This window comes from Vibrio caribbeanicus ATCC BAA-2122 (assembly GCF_000165125.1).
GTDB lineage: Bacteria > Pseudomonadota > Gammaproteobacteria > Enterobacterales > Vibrionaceae > Vibrio > Vibrio caribbeanicus.
The window spans coordinates 99168-115723 of the sequence record NZ_AEIU01000091.1; the positions used below are offsets into that span (position 1 = coordinate 99168).

General features: G+C 43.5%; 12 protein-coding genes. 11 read left to right on the forward strand and 1 reads right to left on the reverse strand.

Annotation, left to right across the window (positions count from 1 at the left end; translation table 11 throughout):
• Positions 1-121 precede the first annotated feature (121 nt).
• From rlmN to RH40_RS15215, 8 genes are all read left to right on the forward strand, one after another.
• On the forward strand, positions 122-1249 hold the full coding sequence (gene rlmN / locus RH40_RS15180) for a dual-specificity RNA methyltransferase RlmN (protein WP_009602501.1): 1128 nt from the start codon (positions 122-124) through the stop codon (positions 1247-1249).
• 498 nt (positions 1250-1747) lie between these two features.
• On the forward strand, positions 1748-2749 hold the full coding sequence (gene rodZ / locus RH40_RS15185) for a cytoskeleton protein RodZ (RefSeq protein ID WP_009602503.1): 1002 nt from the start codon (positions 1748-1750) through the stop codon (positions 2747-2749).
• A gap of 8 nt (positions 2750-2757) precedes the next feature.
• Positions 2758-3876: a flavodoxin-dependent (E)-4-hydroxy-3-methylbut-2-enyl-diphosphate synthase gene (gene ispG, locus RH40_RS15190; RefSeq protein WP_009602504.1), complete on the forward strand. Its 1119-nt coding sequence runs from the start codon at positions 2758-2760 to the stop codon at positions 3874-3876.
• Between the two features lie 34 nt (positions 3877-3910).
• A complete protein-coding gene (gene hisS, locus RH40_RS15195) occupies positions 3911-5179 on the forward strand; it encodes a histidine--tRNA ligase (RefSeq protein WP_009602505.1) in 1269 nt (422 codons plus the stop codon).
• 65 nt (positions 5180-5244) lie between these two features.
• The gene (locus tag RH40_RS15200; RefSeq protein WP_009602506.1) at positions 5245-5859 is read left to right on the forward strand and encodes a YfgM family protein; all 615 of its coding nucleotides are present in this window, start codon (positions 5245-5247) and stop codon (positions 5857-5859) included.
• Positions 5860-5868: 9 nt separating this feature from the next.
• The gene (bamB, locus tag RH40_RS15205) at positions 5869-7029 is read left to right on the forward strand and encodes an outer membrane protein assembly factor BamB (RefSeq protein ID WP_009602507.1); all 1161 of its coding nucleotides are present in this window, start codon (positions 5869-5871) and stop codon (positions 7027-7029) included.
• A gap of 146 nt (positions 7030-7175) precedes the next feature.
• Entirely contained in the window at positions 7176-8663 is a 1488-nt protein-coding gene (gene der, locus RH40_RS15210; RefSeq protein ID WP_009602508.1) for a ribosome biogenesis GTPase Der, read from the forward strand.
• 149 nt (positions 8664-8812) lie between these two features.
• Positions 8813-9694 (forward strand): alanyl-tRNA editing protein, encoded by an 882-nt coding sequence (locus tag RH40_RS15215; RefSeq protein ID WP_009602509.1) that lies wholly within the window; start codon positions 8813-8815, stop codon positions 9692-9694.
• 517 nt (positions 9695-10211) lie between these two features.
• On the opposite strand, the gene xseA is transcribed toward RH40_RS15215, so the two are convergent.
• On the reverse strand, positions 10212-11540 hold the full coding sequence (xseA, locus tag RH40_RS15220) for an exodeoxyribonuclease VII large subunit (protein WP_009602510.1): 1329 nt from the start codon (positions 11538-11540) through the stop codon (positions 10212-10214).
• Positions 11541-11771: 231 nt separating this feature from the next.
• Here xseA and guaB point away from each other — a divergent pair, with 231 nt between their 5' ends.
• The 3 genes from guaB to RH40_RS15235 all read left to right on the forward strand — a co-directional run bounded on the left by guaB (position 11772) and on the right by RH40_RS15235 (position 16508).
• Positions 11772-13235, forward strand: a complete 1464-nt coding sequence (guaB, locus tag RH40_RS15225; RefSeq protein ID WP_009602511.1) for an IMP dehydrogenase — start codon at positions 11772-11774, stop codon at positions 13233-13235.
• Between the two features lie 82 nt (positions 13236-13317).
• A complete protein-coding gene (guaA, locus tag RH40_RS15230; protein WP_009602512.1) occupies positions 13318-14871 on the forward strand; it encodes a glutamine-hydrolyzing GMP synthase in 1554 nt (517 codons plus the stop codon).
• Between the two features lie 257 nt (positions 14872-15128).
• Positions 15129-16508, forward strand: coding sequence for a chitinase (locus RH40_RS15235; RefSeq protein WP_422636332.1), 1380 nt, complete (start codon positions 15129-15131; stop codon positions 16506-16508).
• Positions 16509-16556: the final 48 nt, after the last annotated feature.

Genomic DNA, 16556 nt, shown 5'->3' on the forward strand with positions numbered 1-16556 from the left:
AAAAATAACCAGAACAATATTATGAGTTTAGTTGTTTGGGGGCTTTTCGGTACTTGTTGTCCTGCATTAAAGTCTGTACAATTCGCGCCCTTACGTAATATTTCGTCCTGTGAGAGGCACTATGACCACTGAAAAAGTTAATCTACTCGATTTCGATCGCCAAGGTTTGCGTAAATTTTTTGCTGATGAACTTGGTGAAAAAGCATTCCGCGCTGATCAAGTAATGAAGTGGATCTATCATTTTGGTGTCGATAACTTCGATAATATGACGAATATTAACAAGAAGCTGCGTGAAAAGTTACAACAGCGTTGTACTGTGACAGCTCCAACCGTTGCAGAAGCTCAGCACTCCTCAGATGGCACTATTAAATGGGCAATGAAGGTCGGTGATCAAGACGTCGAAACGGTCTACATTCCGGAAGATGATCGCGCGACATTGTGTATTTCCTCTCAAGTTGGTTGTGCTCTAGAGTGCAAGTTTTGCTCTACTGCTCAACAAGGGTTCAATCGGAACTTGAAGGTATCTGAAATCATCGGTCAACTTTGGCGTGCTGCGCGTGAAATTGGTTTAGAAAAAGAAACGGGACGTCGACCTATTACTAATGTTGTTATGATGGGTATGGGCGAGCCTCTGCTTAATATGAAAAACTTAATTCCTGCTCTGGAATTGATGCTTGATGATCTCGCTTTCGGTCTATCAAAGCGCCGAGTAACGGTTTCCACTTCCGGAGTTGTCTCGGGGTTGGATCAAATGACAGGAAAAATTGACGTTGCTTTGGCCATTTCATTGCATGCACCTAACGATGCATTACGAAGCGAAATTATGCCAATCAATGACCGTTGGAATATCGATGACTTCTTAGCTTCTGTGAGACGTTATATTCAGTCTTCCAACGCCAATCGGGGTAAAGTAACCATAGAGTATGTTTTACTTGACCACGTGAATGATGATATGGACCATGCTAGAGAGCTTTCACATACCTTGAAAGACACACCATGTAAGATCAACCTAATTCCATTTAATCCATATCCAGGCTCGCCTTATAAAAAACCGAGTAACTCGCGCATTGACCGTTTCCAAAAGACGCTGATGCAACTTGGCCATACTGTTACAGTGAGAAAGACTCGTGGGGACGATATTGATGCCGCATGTGGTCAATTGGTGGGTGATGTGATTGATAGGACTAAGCGAACTGCGGTCAATAAGGCTGCTAAAGGACAAACGATAGCAGTAAAAGCAATCTCTTAAATTGTTGAAAAGCCAGGGCATGTCCCTGGCTTTTTATTGTGCACTTGATGAGATTCTCTGTCAGTATTTTGAAAAACCTTGAGCCACTTTTCAAATATCATGTCTAGCGGTGTTGTTTCACCTGCGATATCCATTACAATTAAGTGTTAAAGATTTGGGCAAATCAACCCGTTTATATATTTATAACCAAGTAACCTCAAGAGGCTAGGCTAAGTGAGAATGGCTTGCCTGCAGACAAGAGAAATCGTCCTTTGGGAGCATTTCACAGCGCTGATGTCATCGTCAAACAACGTGGAAAGAGCTCACCATTTACGGCGTTTATTTTCTTGTGCTCGACACAGTGATAACGTTCTGAACGGAGGTTCTTTAGGTTACTTAGGTATATTAAGCTTCGCGAATTGATTATGATGACATATGAGTAGCGTGGTCTAATTATGAGTTCCTGATCAACAGATAGGTTTATTATTGAACTCTAGATAAAAGAGAATTTTTAAAATCATGGCAGCTGAACAACAACAAACAGCGAATGAAGAAGAACAAGAATCTGTAAAAGCGGGTACGATCCTCAAAAATAAACGTGAGGAACTAGGATTAACGCAGCGACAAATCGCTGACCGCCTTCGCTTAAGATTGTCCATTATAGAAAATATTGAAACTAATAATTTTTCCTCAGAACAAGTGGCTACTTTTACTCGAGGTTACCTGAGCTCATATGCACGGGCTGTTGGTCTTGAGCCTGCTCAAGTTTTAGATGCATTAGAGCAATCCCAAAAAGATCAGCCAGAAGAACAAAATATGAAAAGCTTCTCTCGAAAAACCAAAAGAGAAGCACATGATAGTCGAATCATGAACATTACTTGGTTTATTTTATTAGTTATTGTCGGTATATCTTCTGTCTTATGGTGGCAAAACCGAGAGATTACCATGGCTGATCTTACCGCTGATGATGTTGCCGATTTCCCAGAAACCTCTTTAGACGCTGAACAACCTCCACTCGACTTTTCCACCATTACTGAAACAAAAATTGAACCTGTTACTGAAGAAGTCGTTGTCGAAGATGAGCATGTAAATACCGAAGCTCCGGCGGAAAATGGTCAAAAAAACAAACTGGTAAAAGAAAAAGAGGCTGAAATTGCGACTGTATTAGAGCAGCCTAAAGTTACTCAAGAAGCTCAACAGTCAGAAATACCTCCGAGTAGTGATAAAAAAGAATCTATCGAACAGCCGGCAACCGAGCAAAATAATACTGCTGAAGTTGAGCGTAACAATCAATTGGTGATGAATTTTGCTAATGATTGTTGGATTCAGATTAAAGATTCAACAGGAAAAACACTCTCAACTGGCGTTAAAAAGGCAGGTCAGAGCGTAACTTTGAATGGAAAATTACCATATAGTGTCATTTTAGGTGCTCCAGAAAACGTCTCAATGACATTATCGAGTGAACCAATCGACCTTTCTGGGTATACTTCAGGGAAAGTAGCAAGATTTAACTTACCTTAAGATTTATTATGCAATACGAATCTCCTATAAAACGTCGCCCATCGACTCGTATTTACGTGGGCGATGTGCCTATTGGTGATGGTGCTCCAATTGCTGTTCAGTCAATGACCAATACGAGAACCACCGATGTAGAGGCTACCGTGGCACAAATCCAATCACTTGAAAAAGTGGGGGCGGATATTGTGCGTGTCTCGGTTCCAACTATGGATGCTGCCGAAGCGTTCAAGCAAATAAAGCAAAGAGTGAATATTCCGCTTGTTGCTGATATACATTTTGATTACCGAATTGCTTTACAGGTGGCGGAGTATGGTGTTGACTGCTTACGCATCAATCCCGGTAATATTGGCAAGGAAGATAGAATACGCGCCGTCGTTGATTGTGCGCGAGACAAGAATATTCCAATTCGTATTGGGGTCAATGGTGGCTCTTTAGAAAAAGATATCCAGACCAAGTATGGAGAACCGACGCCAGAAGCATTGGTTGAATCGGCAATGCGTCATGTTGATATTCTCGATCGCCTCAACTTTGACCAATTTAAAGTGAGTGTTAAAGCGTCAGATGTCTTTCTAGCGGTGGATTCTTATCGCTTGTTGGCTAAGAAAATCGACCAGCCACTTCACCTTGGAATAACCGAGGCTGGTGGAGCAAGAGCAGGCTCCGTCAAATCTTCGGTTGGTCTTGGTATGTTATTGGCTGAAGGTATTGGTGATACTCTGCGTATTTCACTTGCTGCTAACCCAGTTGAAGAAATTAAAGTCGGTTTCGATATATTGAAATCATTGCGGATTCGCTCGCGTGGTATTAATTTCATCGCTTGCCCGAGCTGTTCTCGTCAAGAGTTTGATGTCATTGCGACCGTCAATGCGTTGGAAGAAAGACTTGAAGATATTATCACACCAATGGATGTCTCGATCATAGGGTGTGTGGTCAATGGCCCAGGTGAAGCAGAAGTCTCTCACCTTGGCCTAGCTGGAAGTAACAAGAAAAGTGCTTTCTATGAGGATGGTAAACGTCAGAAAGAGCGGTTTGACAACAATGATCTTGTCGACAAGTTAGAAGCTAAAATTCGTGCGAAAGCTTCTGTTCTAGATGATAGCCAACGTATAGATATTAAATTGAAAGATTAGATTACGCCTAGTAACGACAAATACGGTAAATATTGTGGCAAAAACAATCCAAGCAATTCGAGGCATGAATGATTGCCTCCCAACTCAGTCACCCCTTTGGCACAAGCTGGAAAACGCTGTGAAAAACGTGGTGAGTGTTTATGGTTACAGTGAAGTTCGCATGCCGATAGTAGAAATGACTCAATTATTTAGTCGTGCTATTGGCGAAGTAACTGATGTAGTAGAAAAAGAAATGTATACCTTCGAGGATCGCAACGGAGATAGTCTAACGCTTCGTCCGGAAGGCACTGCTGGCTGTGTTCGTGCTGGTATTGAACATGGCTTGCTTTACAACCAAGAACAAAGACTTTGGTATATGGGGCCAATGTTCCGTCACGAACGTCCTCAAAAGGGGCGTTATCGCCAGTTTACACAATGTGGTGTAGAAGTTTTCGGTCTAAATGGTCCTGATGTTGACGCAGAATTGATCATGATGACGGCACGTCTATGGCGTGAGCTTGGTATTGATAAACATGTACGTTTAGAGTTGAATTCAATCGGCTCACTTCAGGCGCGTGCTGATTACCGCGAGGCATTAGTTGGCTTTTTAGAGCAACATATTGATGTTCTTGATGAAGATTGTAAACGTCGTATGCACACCAACCCGTTACGTGTGCTAGACACCAAAAATGCCGAAATTCAGGCGATTCTCGGGGATGCTCCCAAGCTTTCAGACTACTTAGATGAAGAATCCAAGCAACATTTTCAGGGTTTGTGTGAACTTCTTGATAGTGTAGGAATCGAATATAGCGTTAATCAACGATTAGTGCGTGGTTTGGATTACTATAACCGCACGGTATTTGAATGGATTACTGAAAGTTTAGGCGCTCAAGGTACTATTTGCGGCGGTGGTCGTTATGATGGTCTTGTTGAGCAACTGGGAGGTAAATCTACTCCTGCTGTCGGTTTTGCTATGGGATTAGAGCGTTTAGTATTGATGCTTGAAACTTTAGAGTTAGACTCAGTCAGACGCGGTGTTGACGTTTACGTGGTGACTGCAGGAGAAGGAACTTTATTGGCGGGTATGAAACTTGCCGAAGCTCTTCGCGAAGAAGTCCCAGGATTGAGAGTAATGAGTCATTTCGGCGGCGGGAATTTCAAAAAACAGTTCAAGCGTGCCGATAAAGTTGGAGCCGCTGTTGCTCTCGTGCTCGGCGAGGATGAGGTTTCTGAAGGCACAGTGGTACTCAAAGACCTTATCGGAGGTACACAGAATACTTATCCGCAGGCACAAATCGTTACTAAGCTAGCAGAGCTGGTGTAGTTCATTAATTTTACGGCTAAGAGAAGAAACCTTGCATTCTCTTGGCGCACAAAAGAGGACAGGAAGTGGAACTCTACGATACTGAAGAGCAACAAATAGAGCGTATTAAAGAACTGTGGAATGAGTACGGCAAAGTTATCGTAGCCAGTGCAGTGATCGGTTTAGGTGGCTTATTTGGCTGGAACCAATATCAAGATTCTGTTATCGCTACACAAGAAGCGACCTCAGATAGCTACGTTGCTGTTATAGAAGAACTCGCAGATAAAGGTGTCAGCGCAGCGAACGATGTGCAAACGTTTATCGATGACAACCAAAAAACACAGTATTCGGTTTTAGCTGCGTTGCAACTAGCAAAGCTACAAGTCGAGGCAGGAAATTTGGATGAAGCATTGGCTCAATTAGAGTGGGCGAAATCCGCAACTCAGGATACAGCGATTTCTGCTGTTATCTTACATCGTCTTGCTCGCTTAAAATTAGAGCAGGGTAATTATGATGCTGCGCTTGCAGAGTTGAACCTGGTAAAAGATCAGGGGTGGGCAGGCCGTGTTGCGGAGCTTAAAGGCGACATCTTCCTGCGCCAAGGTAATACTGAGGCGGCTTATACTGCCTATACTGAAGCACAACAAGATGGTGATGCAAGCCAGACTTTGCAAATGAAGTTGGATGATCTTGCACAATAAGGTTTTAGCGTGAAGAAACTTGTCAATAAAGCGCTAGCAACAGCGGTACTTGCTAGCGTGTTAGCCGGTTGTGCTAGTGAAGAAGACTCAATTGTGATGTCTCCGGTACCCAAAGTTGAAAATAGTTTCAATACTAAATCGTTATGGAGTACCTCTGTCGGTGATGGTGTCGGAACTTATTTTTCTAAACTCAAGCCTCTTTATTCCTACGAGAAAGTGTTCGTTGCTAGTCGAGATGGGGTGGTAAAAGCACTCGCTCCTGAGAAGGGCGACGTTATCTGGAAAGTTGAGTTGGATCAAGAAGGGCCAGCTCGTTTATCCGGTGGCATCGCATCAGGCTATGGTCAGATATTTATCGGAAGTGAAAATGGTATTATCTATGCCCTAGATGAGCAGACTGGTAAAATAAATTGGCAAACGAAAGTTAAAGGTGAAGTGCTTGCTGCGCCGACAACTGACAGCAATCGTGTGATTATTCACTCGAGCAATGGTCTACTTATGGCTCTTGATGAGGCATCTGGGGAACTTCAATGGACCATCAACACTGATGTACCAAACTTGACTCTACGTGGGTCAAGTCAACCAGTGACTGAATCTGGAGGTGTCTTTTGGGGAACCTCGAATGGTCGTTTGGCCGCTGCGATTGTTGAACAAGGGCAACTGATCTGGCAGCAACCCGTTGGTACAGCTCAGGGAGCGACTGAGATTGATCGTTTAGTTGATGTTGATGCTTCACCGATCATACTTGGTAGTACCCTATACATCGTAGGTTACAATGGCCATCTGATTGCGCTCGATCTCCGCACAGGTAAACAAATCTGGAAACGAAGCTACTCATCTGCAACTGACATGGTCAGTGACGGTAGTCGTTTGTACTTAGTGACCGATAAAGATCACATTGTCGCGGTAGATGCGCGAAGTGGTACCGAACTTTGGAAAAACTCGCTCCTAGAGTATCGTCTAGTCACGGCCCCTAGTCTTATTAATGATAAGATTGTTGTCGGTGATAGCGAGGGATACCTCTATTGGTTAGATAGAGGAACGGGTGAGTTTACGGCGAAACAAAATGTGGACAGTAGCGGCTTCGCTGTTGGGCCTATCGCTGTACCCGATGGTTTCATTGTCACGACTCGAAATGGCAAAGTAAAGAAACTAACGATCAACGATTAATCGTGTGATATAATTGCAATACGGCTCCTCGCTGGCAACAGTTAGGAGCCGTTTGTTATGTTGAAAGAAAATAATGTGGTTATAGATAAGGAGCGACTAAATTCCTTATCTATAACTACATGAAGAAAAATATTGTAGAGGTTGTTATGATACCGGTTGTTGCTTTAGTCGGGCGCCCAAATGTTGGTAAATCAACATTGTTTAATCGTTTAACTCGTAGTCGAGATGCCCTAGTGGCTGATTTCCCTGGGCTGACTCGTGACCGTAAATACGGCCAAGCTAAATTGGGTGAACACGAATTCATCGTAATTGATACTGGTGGTATTGATGGCACCGAGGAAGGTGTAGAAACCAAAATGGCCGAGCAGTCTTTGGCTGCGATTGATGAAGCTGACGTGGTACTTTTCATGGTTGATGGTCGTGCAGGTCTGACCCCAGCCGATATCGCAATATCCAATCATTTAAGAAAACTTGCTAAACCGTCGATGCTCGTAGTCAATAAAGTCGATGGCATTGATGCGGATGCAGCATCAGCAGATTTTTGGCAACTCGGTGTTGATGATATGTATCAGATCGCGGCCGCTCACGGGCGAGGCGTTGGTGCACTTATCGATCGTGCTTTAAACCCTTTTGCTGAAGAGATGATTGCTCAGGAACAAGGTGTCATTGAAGACTTGACGGATTTTGTCGACCAAGATGAGGAAGTGTTAGAGTACACTGAGGAAGAAGCAGAGCAAGAGTTTCAGCGCTTGCAAGATCAGCCGATCAAACTAGCCATTATCGGTCGCCCTAATGTAGGTAAATCAACCCTGACAAACCGTATTCTCGGTGAGGAACGTGTGGTTGTTTATGATATGCCTGGTACTACTCGAGATTCTATTTATATTCCAATGGAAAGAGACGGCAGAGAGTATGTATTGATTGATACTGCAGGTGTTCGTCGTCGTAAGCGTATTAATGAAACGGTAGAAAAATTCTCAGTAGTTAAAACCTTGAAAGCGATAGAAGATGCCAACGTTGTACTACTTGTAATTGATGCAAGAGAAAATATCTCTGATCAAGATCTCAGCTTATTGGGTTTTGCACTAAACGCCGGGCGTTCTATTGTTCTTGCTGTTAATAAGTGGGATGGCTTGGATATGGACGTTAAAGAGCATGTTAAGAAAGAGCTAGACCGTCGTTTAGGCTTTGTTGATTTTGCCCGTCTTCACTTTATTTCAGCTTTACATGGAACAGGTGTTGGCCATCTGTTCGAGTCGGTTCAGGAAGCGTATAAATCAGCAACAACCAGAGTCGGCACTTCAGTGCTTACCCGTATTATGAAAATGGCTACTGATGATCATCAGCCACCTATGGTAAGAGGTCGCCGCGTTAAGTTGAAATATGCTCACGCGGGTGGATACAATCCTCCTTTGGTGGTGATCCACGGTAACCAGGTGAATGAATTACCGGATTCTTATAAGCGCTATCTGATGAATTACTACCGTAAGTCATTGGAGATAATGGGGACACCAATTCGAATTCAGTTCCAGAACAGCGATAACCCATTTGAAGGTAAATCAAATAAAATGACGCTTTCTCAAGAGAGAAAACGTAAACGTCTGATGAGCGCGATGAAAAATCGCAAAAAGTAAGACATATGCTTGTGACCTTTTGCTCTATTAAAACAACGTGGTGAGAGGTTGCAAGTCAATCAAGTCTGATATCTTATTCAAGTCCCCTGAGGTGACTTGGACACACAAACGCCTACCATTGTTAGGCGTTTTTTCTACCTGGTAAAATTATGCAGATAATGACTTCGACAATCTCACAATTCTGTCATCAAATATGGCAACTCAATTCTGAAGTTTTACTCGTGGAGTTGGGAGCCGATTATCTTTATGTGGTTACCCGTACCAGTCCTTTTCATCCTGTGAGCCATATTTGGCCCGACCATCCTGCAGATAAAGGCACGATTGATGGTTATCCGGTAGTAGATTGTCAAGTGGGTGCGGTTGAGGTATCCACAGGGCAGCTGTATGTCGGTGATTCTATCCCAGTAAAACGTAACCAACCTGGGTGGAATTTTGTTGTTGTGCATTGCCTTGCAAAAGAATCTAAAACCATCGAGGTCAACCAGATGGTCAATTTGGCTGTCGATAAAGCTTATCAACTTTCTTTAAGTCGTGGACACAGTGCAGGACATTTGTCTTCTCTTGCTTTGAACAAGGTTCTGACTCAGCAAGGTTTTTGGCGAAAAGATGCGGAGCGTAAAGATCCGCACGGAAATTACGATTTTAATAGTTATGCGCAAGTTTCGAGTTTTGTCAGCCCAGAGAAATGTATCGATCACTATCGTTTGGGAAAAACCATTCGTAAACGTGGCCTAAATAGCCATGAGATGCTTGATAAACTGAAAAGCATTGAAGTTTTGGTTAATCAGCAGTTGTGTGTTTGGGTTGGGTTAAAAAGCCCAGTAGAAATAAGGTGTGAAGGCGATAAACTGATTGATTCACGTTATTGGCACTGCAATCTGGGTGAAAGTACCGAAGCTGTGATACCTTGTGGAGGAACTCACGTGTCTTCCTTGGGTGAGTATTGCCAAATTACGGTTAGTTTGAGGTGTATTGATGAACATAATATTGAAATGCACACAGATGTAATTCCGAGTCATAGCGACAAATGATCTTTTTATTTAATTCTTAAAATATGACTTTAAAATCTAATTTCAGATGATAATATCGCTTAAAATGAAAATGCAGAACATGTAACTTATGCTTTCGGCATGTGGTTATATAAATGTTCTTAAATGGGCAGATCGCTGATCAGGTTGTATTTCGCCTATGATCGGGTAAGGATCTTTTACCCAAGGGCTCAAATTTGGTTAGTCGTTTCGATAGAAATAAAAAGCTTCAGTTTTATCAATAAACTAAGCTTTTATACCTATGAACTCTCAAGCTGTTAGTTGAAACAACAATGGTTTGTATTGTAGACAAGGTAAGTATTGGAAGATCTAACTATCTGAAGTGAAAGTTGGTTGTACTATTTGACAGTCGAGGTAACTTGCCTTTTGGGAGCGTGTCACAGCGGCGATTTCATCGTCAAACAACTCGGTAAGAGTCAATTATTCCGCTACATTATTTTCCTTAAGCTCAACACAGTAGCATCGCTCTAAACCCTGTAGCTTGAAGAACTAGCAATGATCACTTTACGATAGATTGAATTTCACCATCAACTAAACGGGTGATGATTGTATCGCCTGTTTTTACATCAGAGGTATGTGTCACTATCTTTTGTGCGGTTTTGGTAATTGAATATCCTCGCTGTAATGTTGCAAGAGGACTAACTGTATCTAGTTTTTCAGCAGATATAGCCAATTGATGACGTGCGTTAAGCAGTTTTCTATCCATCGCATCCAATAGTTTTTGCTCTAAGCCAAGCAATTGAGCTTTCTGACTTGCCATGCGTTTTATCGGTGAATGGAGCTCCATACGATGTTGGATTTTTTCTACTTGCTGACGTTGATGGTTTATCAGGCGCTGAATTGCTGACATTAAGCGAGATTCTAAATCATCAAGTTGTTGACTTTGTTGTTGTAGCCTGTATCTAGGGTGCTGGCGTTCTACTCTGTGAGTAAAGGCATTAATATGGTGCTTTTGCTCAGATAGATAATAGCGCATGGCACTTATCAACTTATTCTGCTTTGTACTGAGAGCCTGTGCTTTGTGACTATTATCACGACTAACCAACTCAGCGGCAGCAGAGGGAGTGGCAGCGCGAACATCGGCCACAAAATCGGCGATGGTGACGTCTATCTCGTGCCCGACAGCGCTAATAATGGGTATTTGGCTGGAAGCAATCGTTCGAGCAACCATCTCATTATTAAAGCACCAGAGATCTTCTAATGAACCCCCACCTCTTCCTACGATGAGCACATCACACTCATTACGACTATTTGCACAACCAATGGCCTGTGCGATGCTAATTGCCGCTTCATCGCCTTGAACCATCGTTGGGTAAATAATGACTGGCAGAGAGGGATCACGGCGCTTTAATACATCCAGAATGTCAAACAGTGCTGCACCTGTTTTGGAGGTTATAATACCGACTCGTTTCGGGTGTTCTGGGAGTGGCTGTTTGGAGCTTTGGGCAAACAGTCCTTCCGCTGCAAGCTTGAGTTTGAGTGCCTCAAATTGTTGCTGTAATTTACCATCACCCTCGGCCTGCATGGATTCAATAATGAGCTGATAGTCACCGCGAGGTTCATACAAGGACAGTCTTGCTTTAACTAGAACTTGATTACCATTTTGTGGTTTAAAAGTGACATGACGATTGTTGCCACGAAACATGGCGCACTTTACTTGCGCTCGTGAGTCTTTGAGCGTGAGATACCAATGGCCAGAGACAGGTGCTGAAAAATTAGATATTTCGCCAACCAACCAAACAATACCCATCTCGTTTTCGAGGAGTAAACGAACTTCAGCGTTAAGGCGAGAGACAGTGAAAATGTTTGGATTGTTCGAAAAAGACAAGGCTAATCTCTCAGACGTGAGTATGGAAATTAGCCGCAATATAATACATATCAAGGGGTTTAATGCAAGAAAAAAATTAAAAAACTTGTAGTAAAGCGATTGCGTTCACCGTATAATCCGTCCGCAATATCTAATCCAAATACAGTTTGTTGACTTGCAACATCTGTCCTCATTATGCGAAACGATGAGATTGGGTTTTCTTTCTACTCCTATAATTGTGAGATATTGCAAATGCTAAGAATTGCCAAAGAAGCGCTGACATTCGACGATGTTCTACTTGTGCCAGCACACTCCACTGTTCTCCCAAACACAGCTGATCTTCGCACTCAGCTGACTAAAAATATCACCCTAAATATTCCGATGATTTCTGCATCAATGGATACTGTTACGGAAGCTCGCTTGGCGATTGCTCTTGCTCAAGAAGGCGGCATCGGCTTTATCCATAAAAACATGTCCATCGAACAACAAGCTGCAGAAGTTGAAAAGGTAAAGAAATTTGAAGCGGGTGTGGTCACCGATCCTGTTACTGTTAGCCCTGATGCCTCTATTGCTGACGTAATTGCCTTAACAGATAAGCACGGCTTTGCTGGTTTCCCTGTCGTCACTAAGAACAATGAACTTGTCGGTATTATTACAGGTCGAGATGTTCGTTTTGTGACTGATCTCAGTAAGAAAGTTGATGTGGTTATGACACCGAAAGAGCGTCTAGCTGCAGTACATGAAGATGCGACACGCGAAGAAGTACAAGAGAAAATGCATGAAGCTCGTGTCGAAAAAGTGCTGGTTGTGAATGATGACTTCCAATTAACAGGCATGATCACAGCAAAAGATTTCCACAAAGCTGAGCGTAAACCCAATGCATGTAAAGATGCTCGTGGTCGACTACGTGTCGGAGCCGCTGTTGGTGCTGGTGCTGGCAATGAGGAGCGTGTTGCTGCTCTGGTTGCAGCAGGTGTGGATGTACTTCTTATTGATTCTTCTCACGGCCACTCCGAAGGGGTGCTGTCGCGCATTCGCGAGACACGTGCAGCATATCCTGAACTGGATATTATTGGTGGCAATGTAGCAACGGGCGCAGGCGCAAAAGCACTTATCGATGCTGGAGTAAGTGCAGTAAAAGTTGGTATCGGCCCAGGTTCAATCTGTACTACACGAATCGTTACAGGAGTGGGTGTTCCACAGATCACAGCGATTGCTGATGCCGCAGAGGTGGCTAACGAACACGGTATTCCGGTTATTGCTGATGGTGGTATCCGTTTCTCTGGTGATATTTGTAAAGCCATTGTTGCAGGTGCCTCTTGCGTCATGGTGGGGTCAATGTTTGCAGGTACAGAGGAAGCACCAGGTGAAGTGATTCTTTATAACGGCCGCTCTTATAAAGCTTATCGTGGTATGGGTTCTCTAGGCGCGATGTCGCAAGGTTCTTCGGATCGTTATTTCCAATCTGATAATGCGGCAGATAAGTTGGTCCCTGAAGGTATTGAAGGTCGAATTGCATACAAAGGTCGCCTAAAAGAAATCGTTCATCAGCAGATGGGTGGATTGAGATCGAGTATGGGTTTAACCGGTTCTGCAACCATAGAAGCAATGCGTACTGAAGCTGAATTTGTACGTATCTCTGGTGCTGGTATGAAAGAATCTCACGTTCACGACGTCCAGATCACTAAAGAAGCGCCTAACTATCGTTTGGGTTAATTAAGCCTCTCAGTCCTAATATTAGCCTGAGGGAACCATAGGTTGCCCTCAGCTTGTTCAACTTGCTAAAAAGATTACTCAAATGACTAAAAATATTCATGACCAACGAATTTTAATTCTTGATTTTGGCTCGCAATACACACAGCTGGTCGCTCGCCGTGTACGTGAAATCGGCGTGTACTGTGAACTGTGGAGCTGGGATGTTGATGAAGCTGATATCCGCGAATTTAACCCTGATGGCATCATCTTATCCGGTGGTCCTGAGAGCGTAACAGAGGACAATTCTCCTCGTGCTCCTCAATATGTTTTTGATTCCGGTGTTCCTGTATTGGGTGTGTGCTATGGCATGCAGACAATGGCAGAACAGCTAGGTGGACGTGTTGCAGGTTCAACTGAGCGAGAGTTTGGTTATGCTCAGGTTCAAGTATCGGGTGAGTCAGCACTATTCAAAGATCTTGATTTATCACAAGATGTTTGGATGAGTCATGGTGATAAAGTTGTTGAAATTCCGTCAGACTTTAGCAAAATCGGACAAACAGAAACCTGTCCTTTTGCGGCTATCGCGAATGAAGAGAAAAAATACTACGGCGTTCAATTTCACCCTGAGGTGACTCACACTAAACACGGTTTACAAATGCTTGAAAACTTCGTTCTCGGTGTTTGTGGATGTGAGCGTTTATGGACGTCTGAGTCTATTATCGAAGATGCAGTTGCCCGTATTAAAGAGCAAGTAGGCGAAGATGAAGTTATTCTTGGTTTGTCTGGTGGCGTAGATTCGTCTGTTGTCGCTATGCTGGTACATCGTGCAATTGGTAGTAAGCTAACCTGTGTGTTCGTTGACAATGGCCTGTTACGTCTCAATGAGGGACAGCAGGTTATGGACATGTTTGGTGATAAATTTGGCTTAAACATCATTAAAGTAGATGCGGAAGAGCGTTTTCTTTCTGCGTTAGAAGGCAAATCTGATCCTGAAGATAAACGTAAAACTATTGGTCATGTCTTTGTTGATGTTTTTGATGAGGAATCTAAAAAACTCAAGAACGCAAAATGGCTAGCGCAAGGCACTATTTATCCTGATGTTATCGAGTCTGCCGCTTCTAAAACGGGTAAAGCACATGTCATCAAGTCTCATCACAATGTTGGTGGTTTGCCAGATGATATGGAGATGGGGCTAGTTGAGCCTTTACGTGAGCTATTCAAAGACGAAGTACGCAAAATCGGTTTAGAGCTTGGATTGCCTTACGATATGCTTTACCGCCATCCATTCCCAGGCCCAGGACTTGGTGTTCGAGTGCTTGGAGAAGTTAAGAAAGAATACTGTGATTTGTTGCGCCGTGCTGACGCCATCTTTATTGAAGAACTGCACGCGGCTGACCTTTACCATCAAGTTTCTCAAGCCTTTACTGTCTTTTTACCTGTGCGCTCTGTTGGCGTCATGGGTGATGGTCGTAAATATGACTGGGTTGTGTCTCTTCGTGCGGTTGAAACTATTGACTTTATGACCGCTCATTGGGCTCATCTTCCTTATGACTTCTTGGGCAAAGTTTCCAATCGTATCATCAACGAAGTGGATGGTATTTCTCGTGTTGTCTACGATATTTCTGGTAAGCCGCCAGCAACAATCGAGTGGGAATAAGACCGTAAACGACAAAAAAGCCAGCGTTAAGCTGGCTTTTTTTATATCAGGATAAAATCTTCGAGTTACTGCGTAAATTCATCAATAAATTTACCTTCGTGCCTATTGAGAGACCTGTCTGTCTCGCAAACCTTCCTGTTCAGTTAGCGATTGGTTTTTTATTGAACTTAGCTTTTTATTTGCAGCTTTTTCCACAAAGGATGGTTCAAATGAAAACAAGATGTTGCCTGATTGCGCTTAGTTCAATCACTTTTTGTATGCCCCTGTTAGCGGAAATTCATATTGAGCCCGACCCAGAAAGGCCAGGGGGGTATATTGTTTCCAAAGCAGACCTTGAAGCGCGTGAGGCAGAACTGACATCTAATCCAATGTACGCTGTGTGGGCAAAAGCACTGTTAACTTCAGCTAATTCTGTGGTTGAAGCAATAGAGCCCGGAAAGGAGACAAATCCCGATAATGTCAAAAGAGCCGAAAGCGTGTTCTCGGAAGGTGAATGGAATTTTCTGACTCATATGGCTGCGCCAGAATATACTTACACTCGGTTTTTACGGGCGATAGGTAAATTCCCCGCATTTTGTGCGTATTATTCTGATGGCCGCGACTCCGATGCGATTTGCAAGCGCTCCATTGTTACCGCTTTTGCTCATTTTGCTCAAGAAACAGGTGGTCATATAGCGAAGGATAATACTTCTGATAACCCCTTGGGATTAGAGGAATGGCAGCAAGCATTGGTGCATGTGCGTGAAATGGGATGGTCGGAAGGTGAAGTCGGGTATACCACAGGTTGTGGGCAGAATGACTGGCAAAACAAGAAGTGGCCTTGCGGCTCTGGACAAGGCTACTTTGGTCGAGGAGCGAAACAGCTTTCCTATCATTTTAATTACGGCGCGTTCTCTGAGGCGATGTTTGAGGGAGACGCAACGGTATTATTAAATAACCCCGGTCTTGTTGCTGACTCTTGGCTCAATCTCGCTTCTGCTATTTGGTTTTTTCTCACCCCTCAAGCACCCAAACCTGCAATGTTACATGTGATTGATAAAACATGGACTCCTTCAAGCCGAGAGAAAGAGGCGGGGATTGGCTATGGCTTTGGCACCACAATTAATATCATCAATGGCGGAATTGAATGTGGCGAACAAAATAAAGATAAAGGCCAGCCTGTCAATCGGGTACGATATTGGCAAGGGCTTGCTGAACATTATCAAATTCCTATCGGTAGCAATGAAAAAGACACGTGCTGGCAGCAGAAACCTTATGGAAGCATCAACTTAGATGGAGCTGAAGATGTGCTTTACACCAACTGGGAGGCAAACTGGGAGTATTATTCTGATCGTCCCGGGGGGTACTCATTTGAATGCCAATTAGTGGGATATCAAACGGCATATTCTGCGCTGGTTGCTGGAGACTACCAGCGTTGCGTCACGAACCTTTATGAGTCGCACACCAGTTGGCCTGCGGTTCGAGTTGTCGATAATATCGACCCTAAGGATCCAGATACGCCCTCCAGTAGTGAATGGAAGGCAAATAAGGTTTACCTCAAAGGAGACGAGGTGACCTATCAAGGAGCCAAGTATATAGCCAAGTGGTGGACTCAGGGTGATAGGCCAGATTTAGGTGGGCCGTGGCGAAGCTTGTAAATAAACTCATATTCTATAGTTGGCTGTTACGAGTGAACGTCACATTGT

Bases quoted from the DNA above. Each gene is read 5' to 3' on its own strand.
- rlmN (WP_009602501.1), top strand. From the start codon at position 122: ATGACCACTGAAAAAGTTAATCTACTCGATTTCGATCGCCAAGGTTTG.
- rodZ (WP_009602503.1), top strand. From the start codon at position 1,748: ATGGCAGCTGAACAACAACAAACAGCGAATGAAGAAGAACAAGAATCT.
- ispG (WP_009602504.1), top strand. From the start codon at position 2,758: ATGCAATACGAATCTCCTATAAAACGTCGCCCATCGACTCGTATTTAC.
- der (WP_009602508.1), top strand. From the start codon at position 7,176: ATGATACCGGTTGTTGCTTTAGTCGGGCGCCCAAATGTTGGTAAATCA.
- RH40_RS15215 (WP_009602509.1), top strand. From the start codon at position 8,813: ATGCAGATAATGACTTCGACAATCTCACAATTCTGTCATCAAATATGG.
- guaB (WP_009602511.1), top strand. From the start codon at position 11,772: ATGCTAAGAATTGCCAAAGAAGCGCTGACATTCGACGATGTTCTACTT.
- guaA (WP_009602512.1), top strand. From the start codon at position 13,318: ATGACTAAAAATATTCATGACCAACGAATTTTAATTCTTGATTTTGGC.
- RH40_RS15235 (WP_422636332.1), top strand. From the start codon at position 15,129: ATGCCCCTGTTAGCGGAAATTCATATTGAGCCCGACCCAGAAAGGCCA.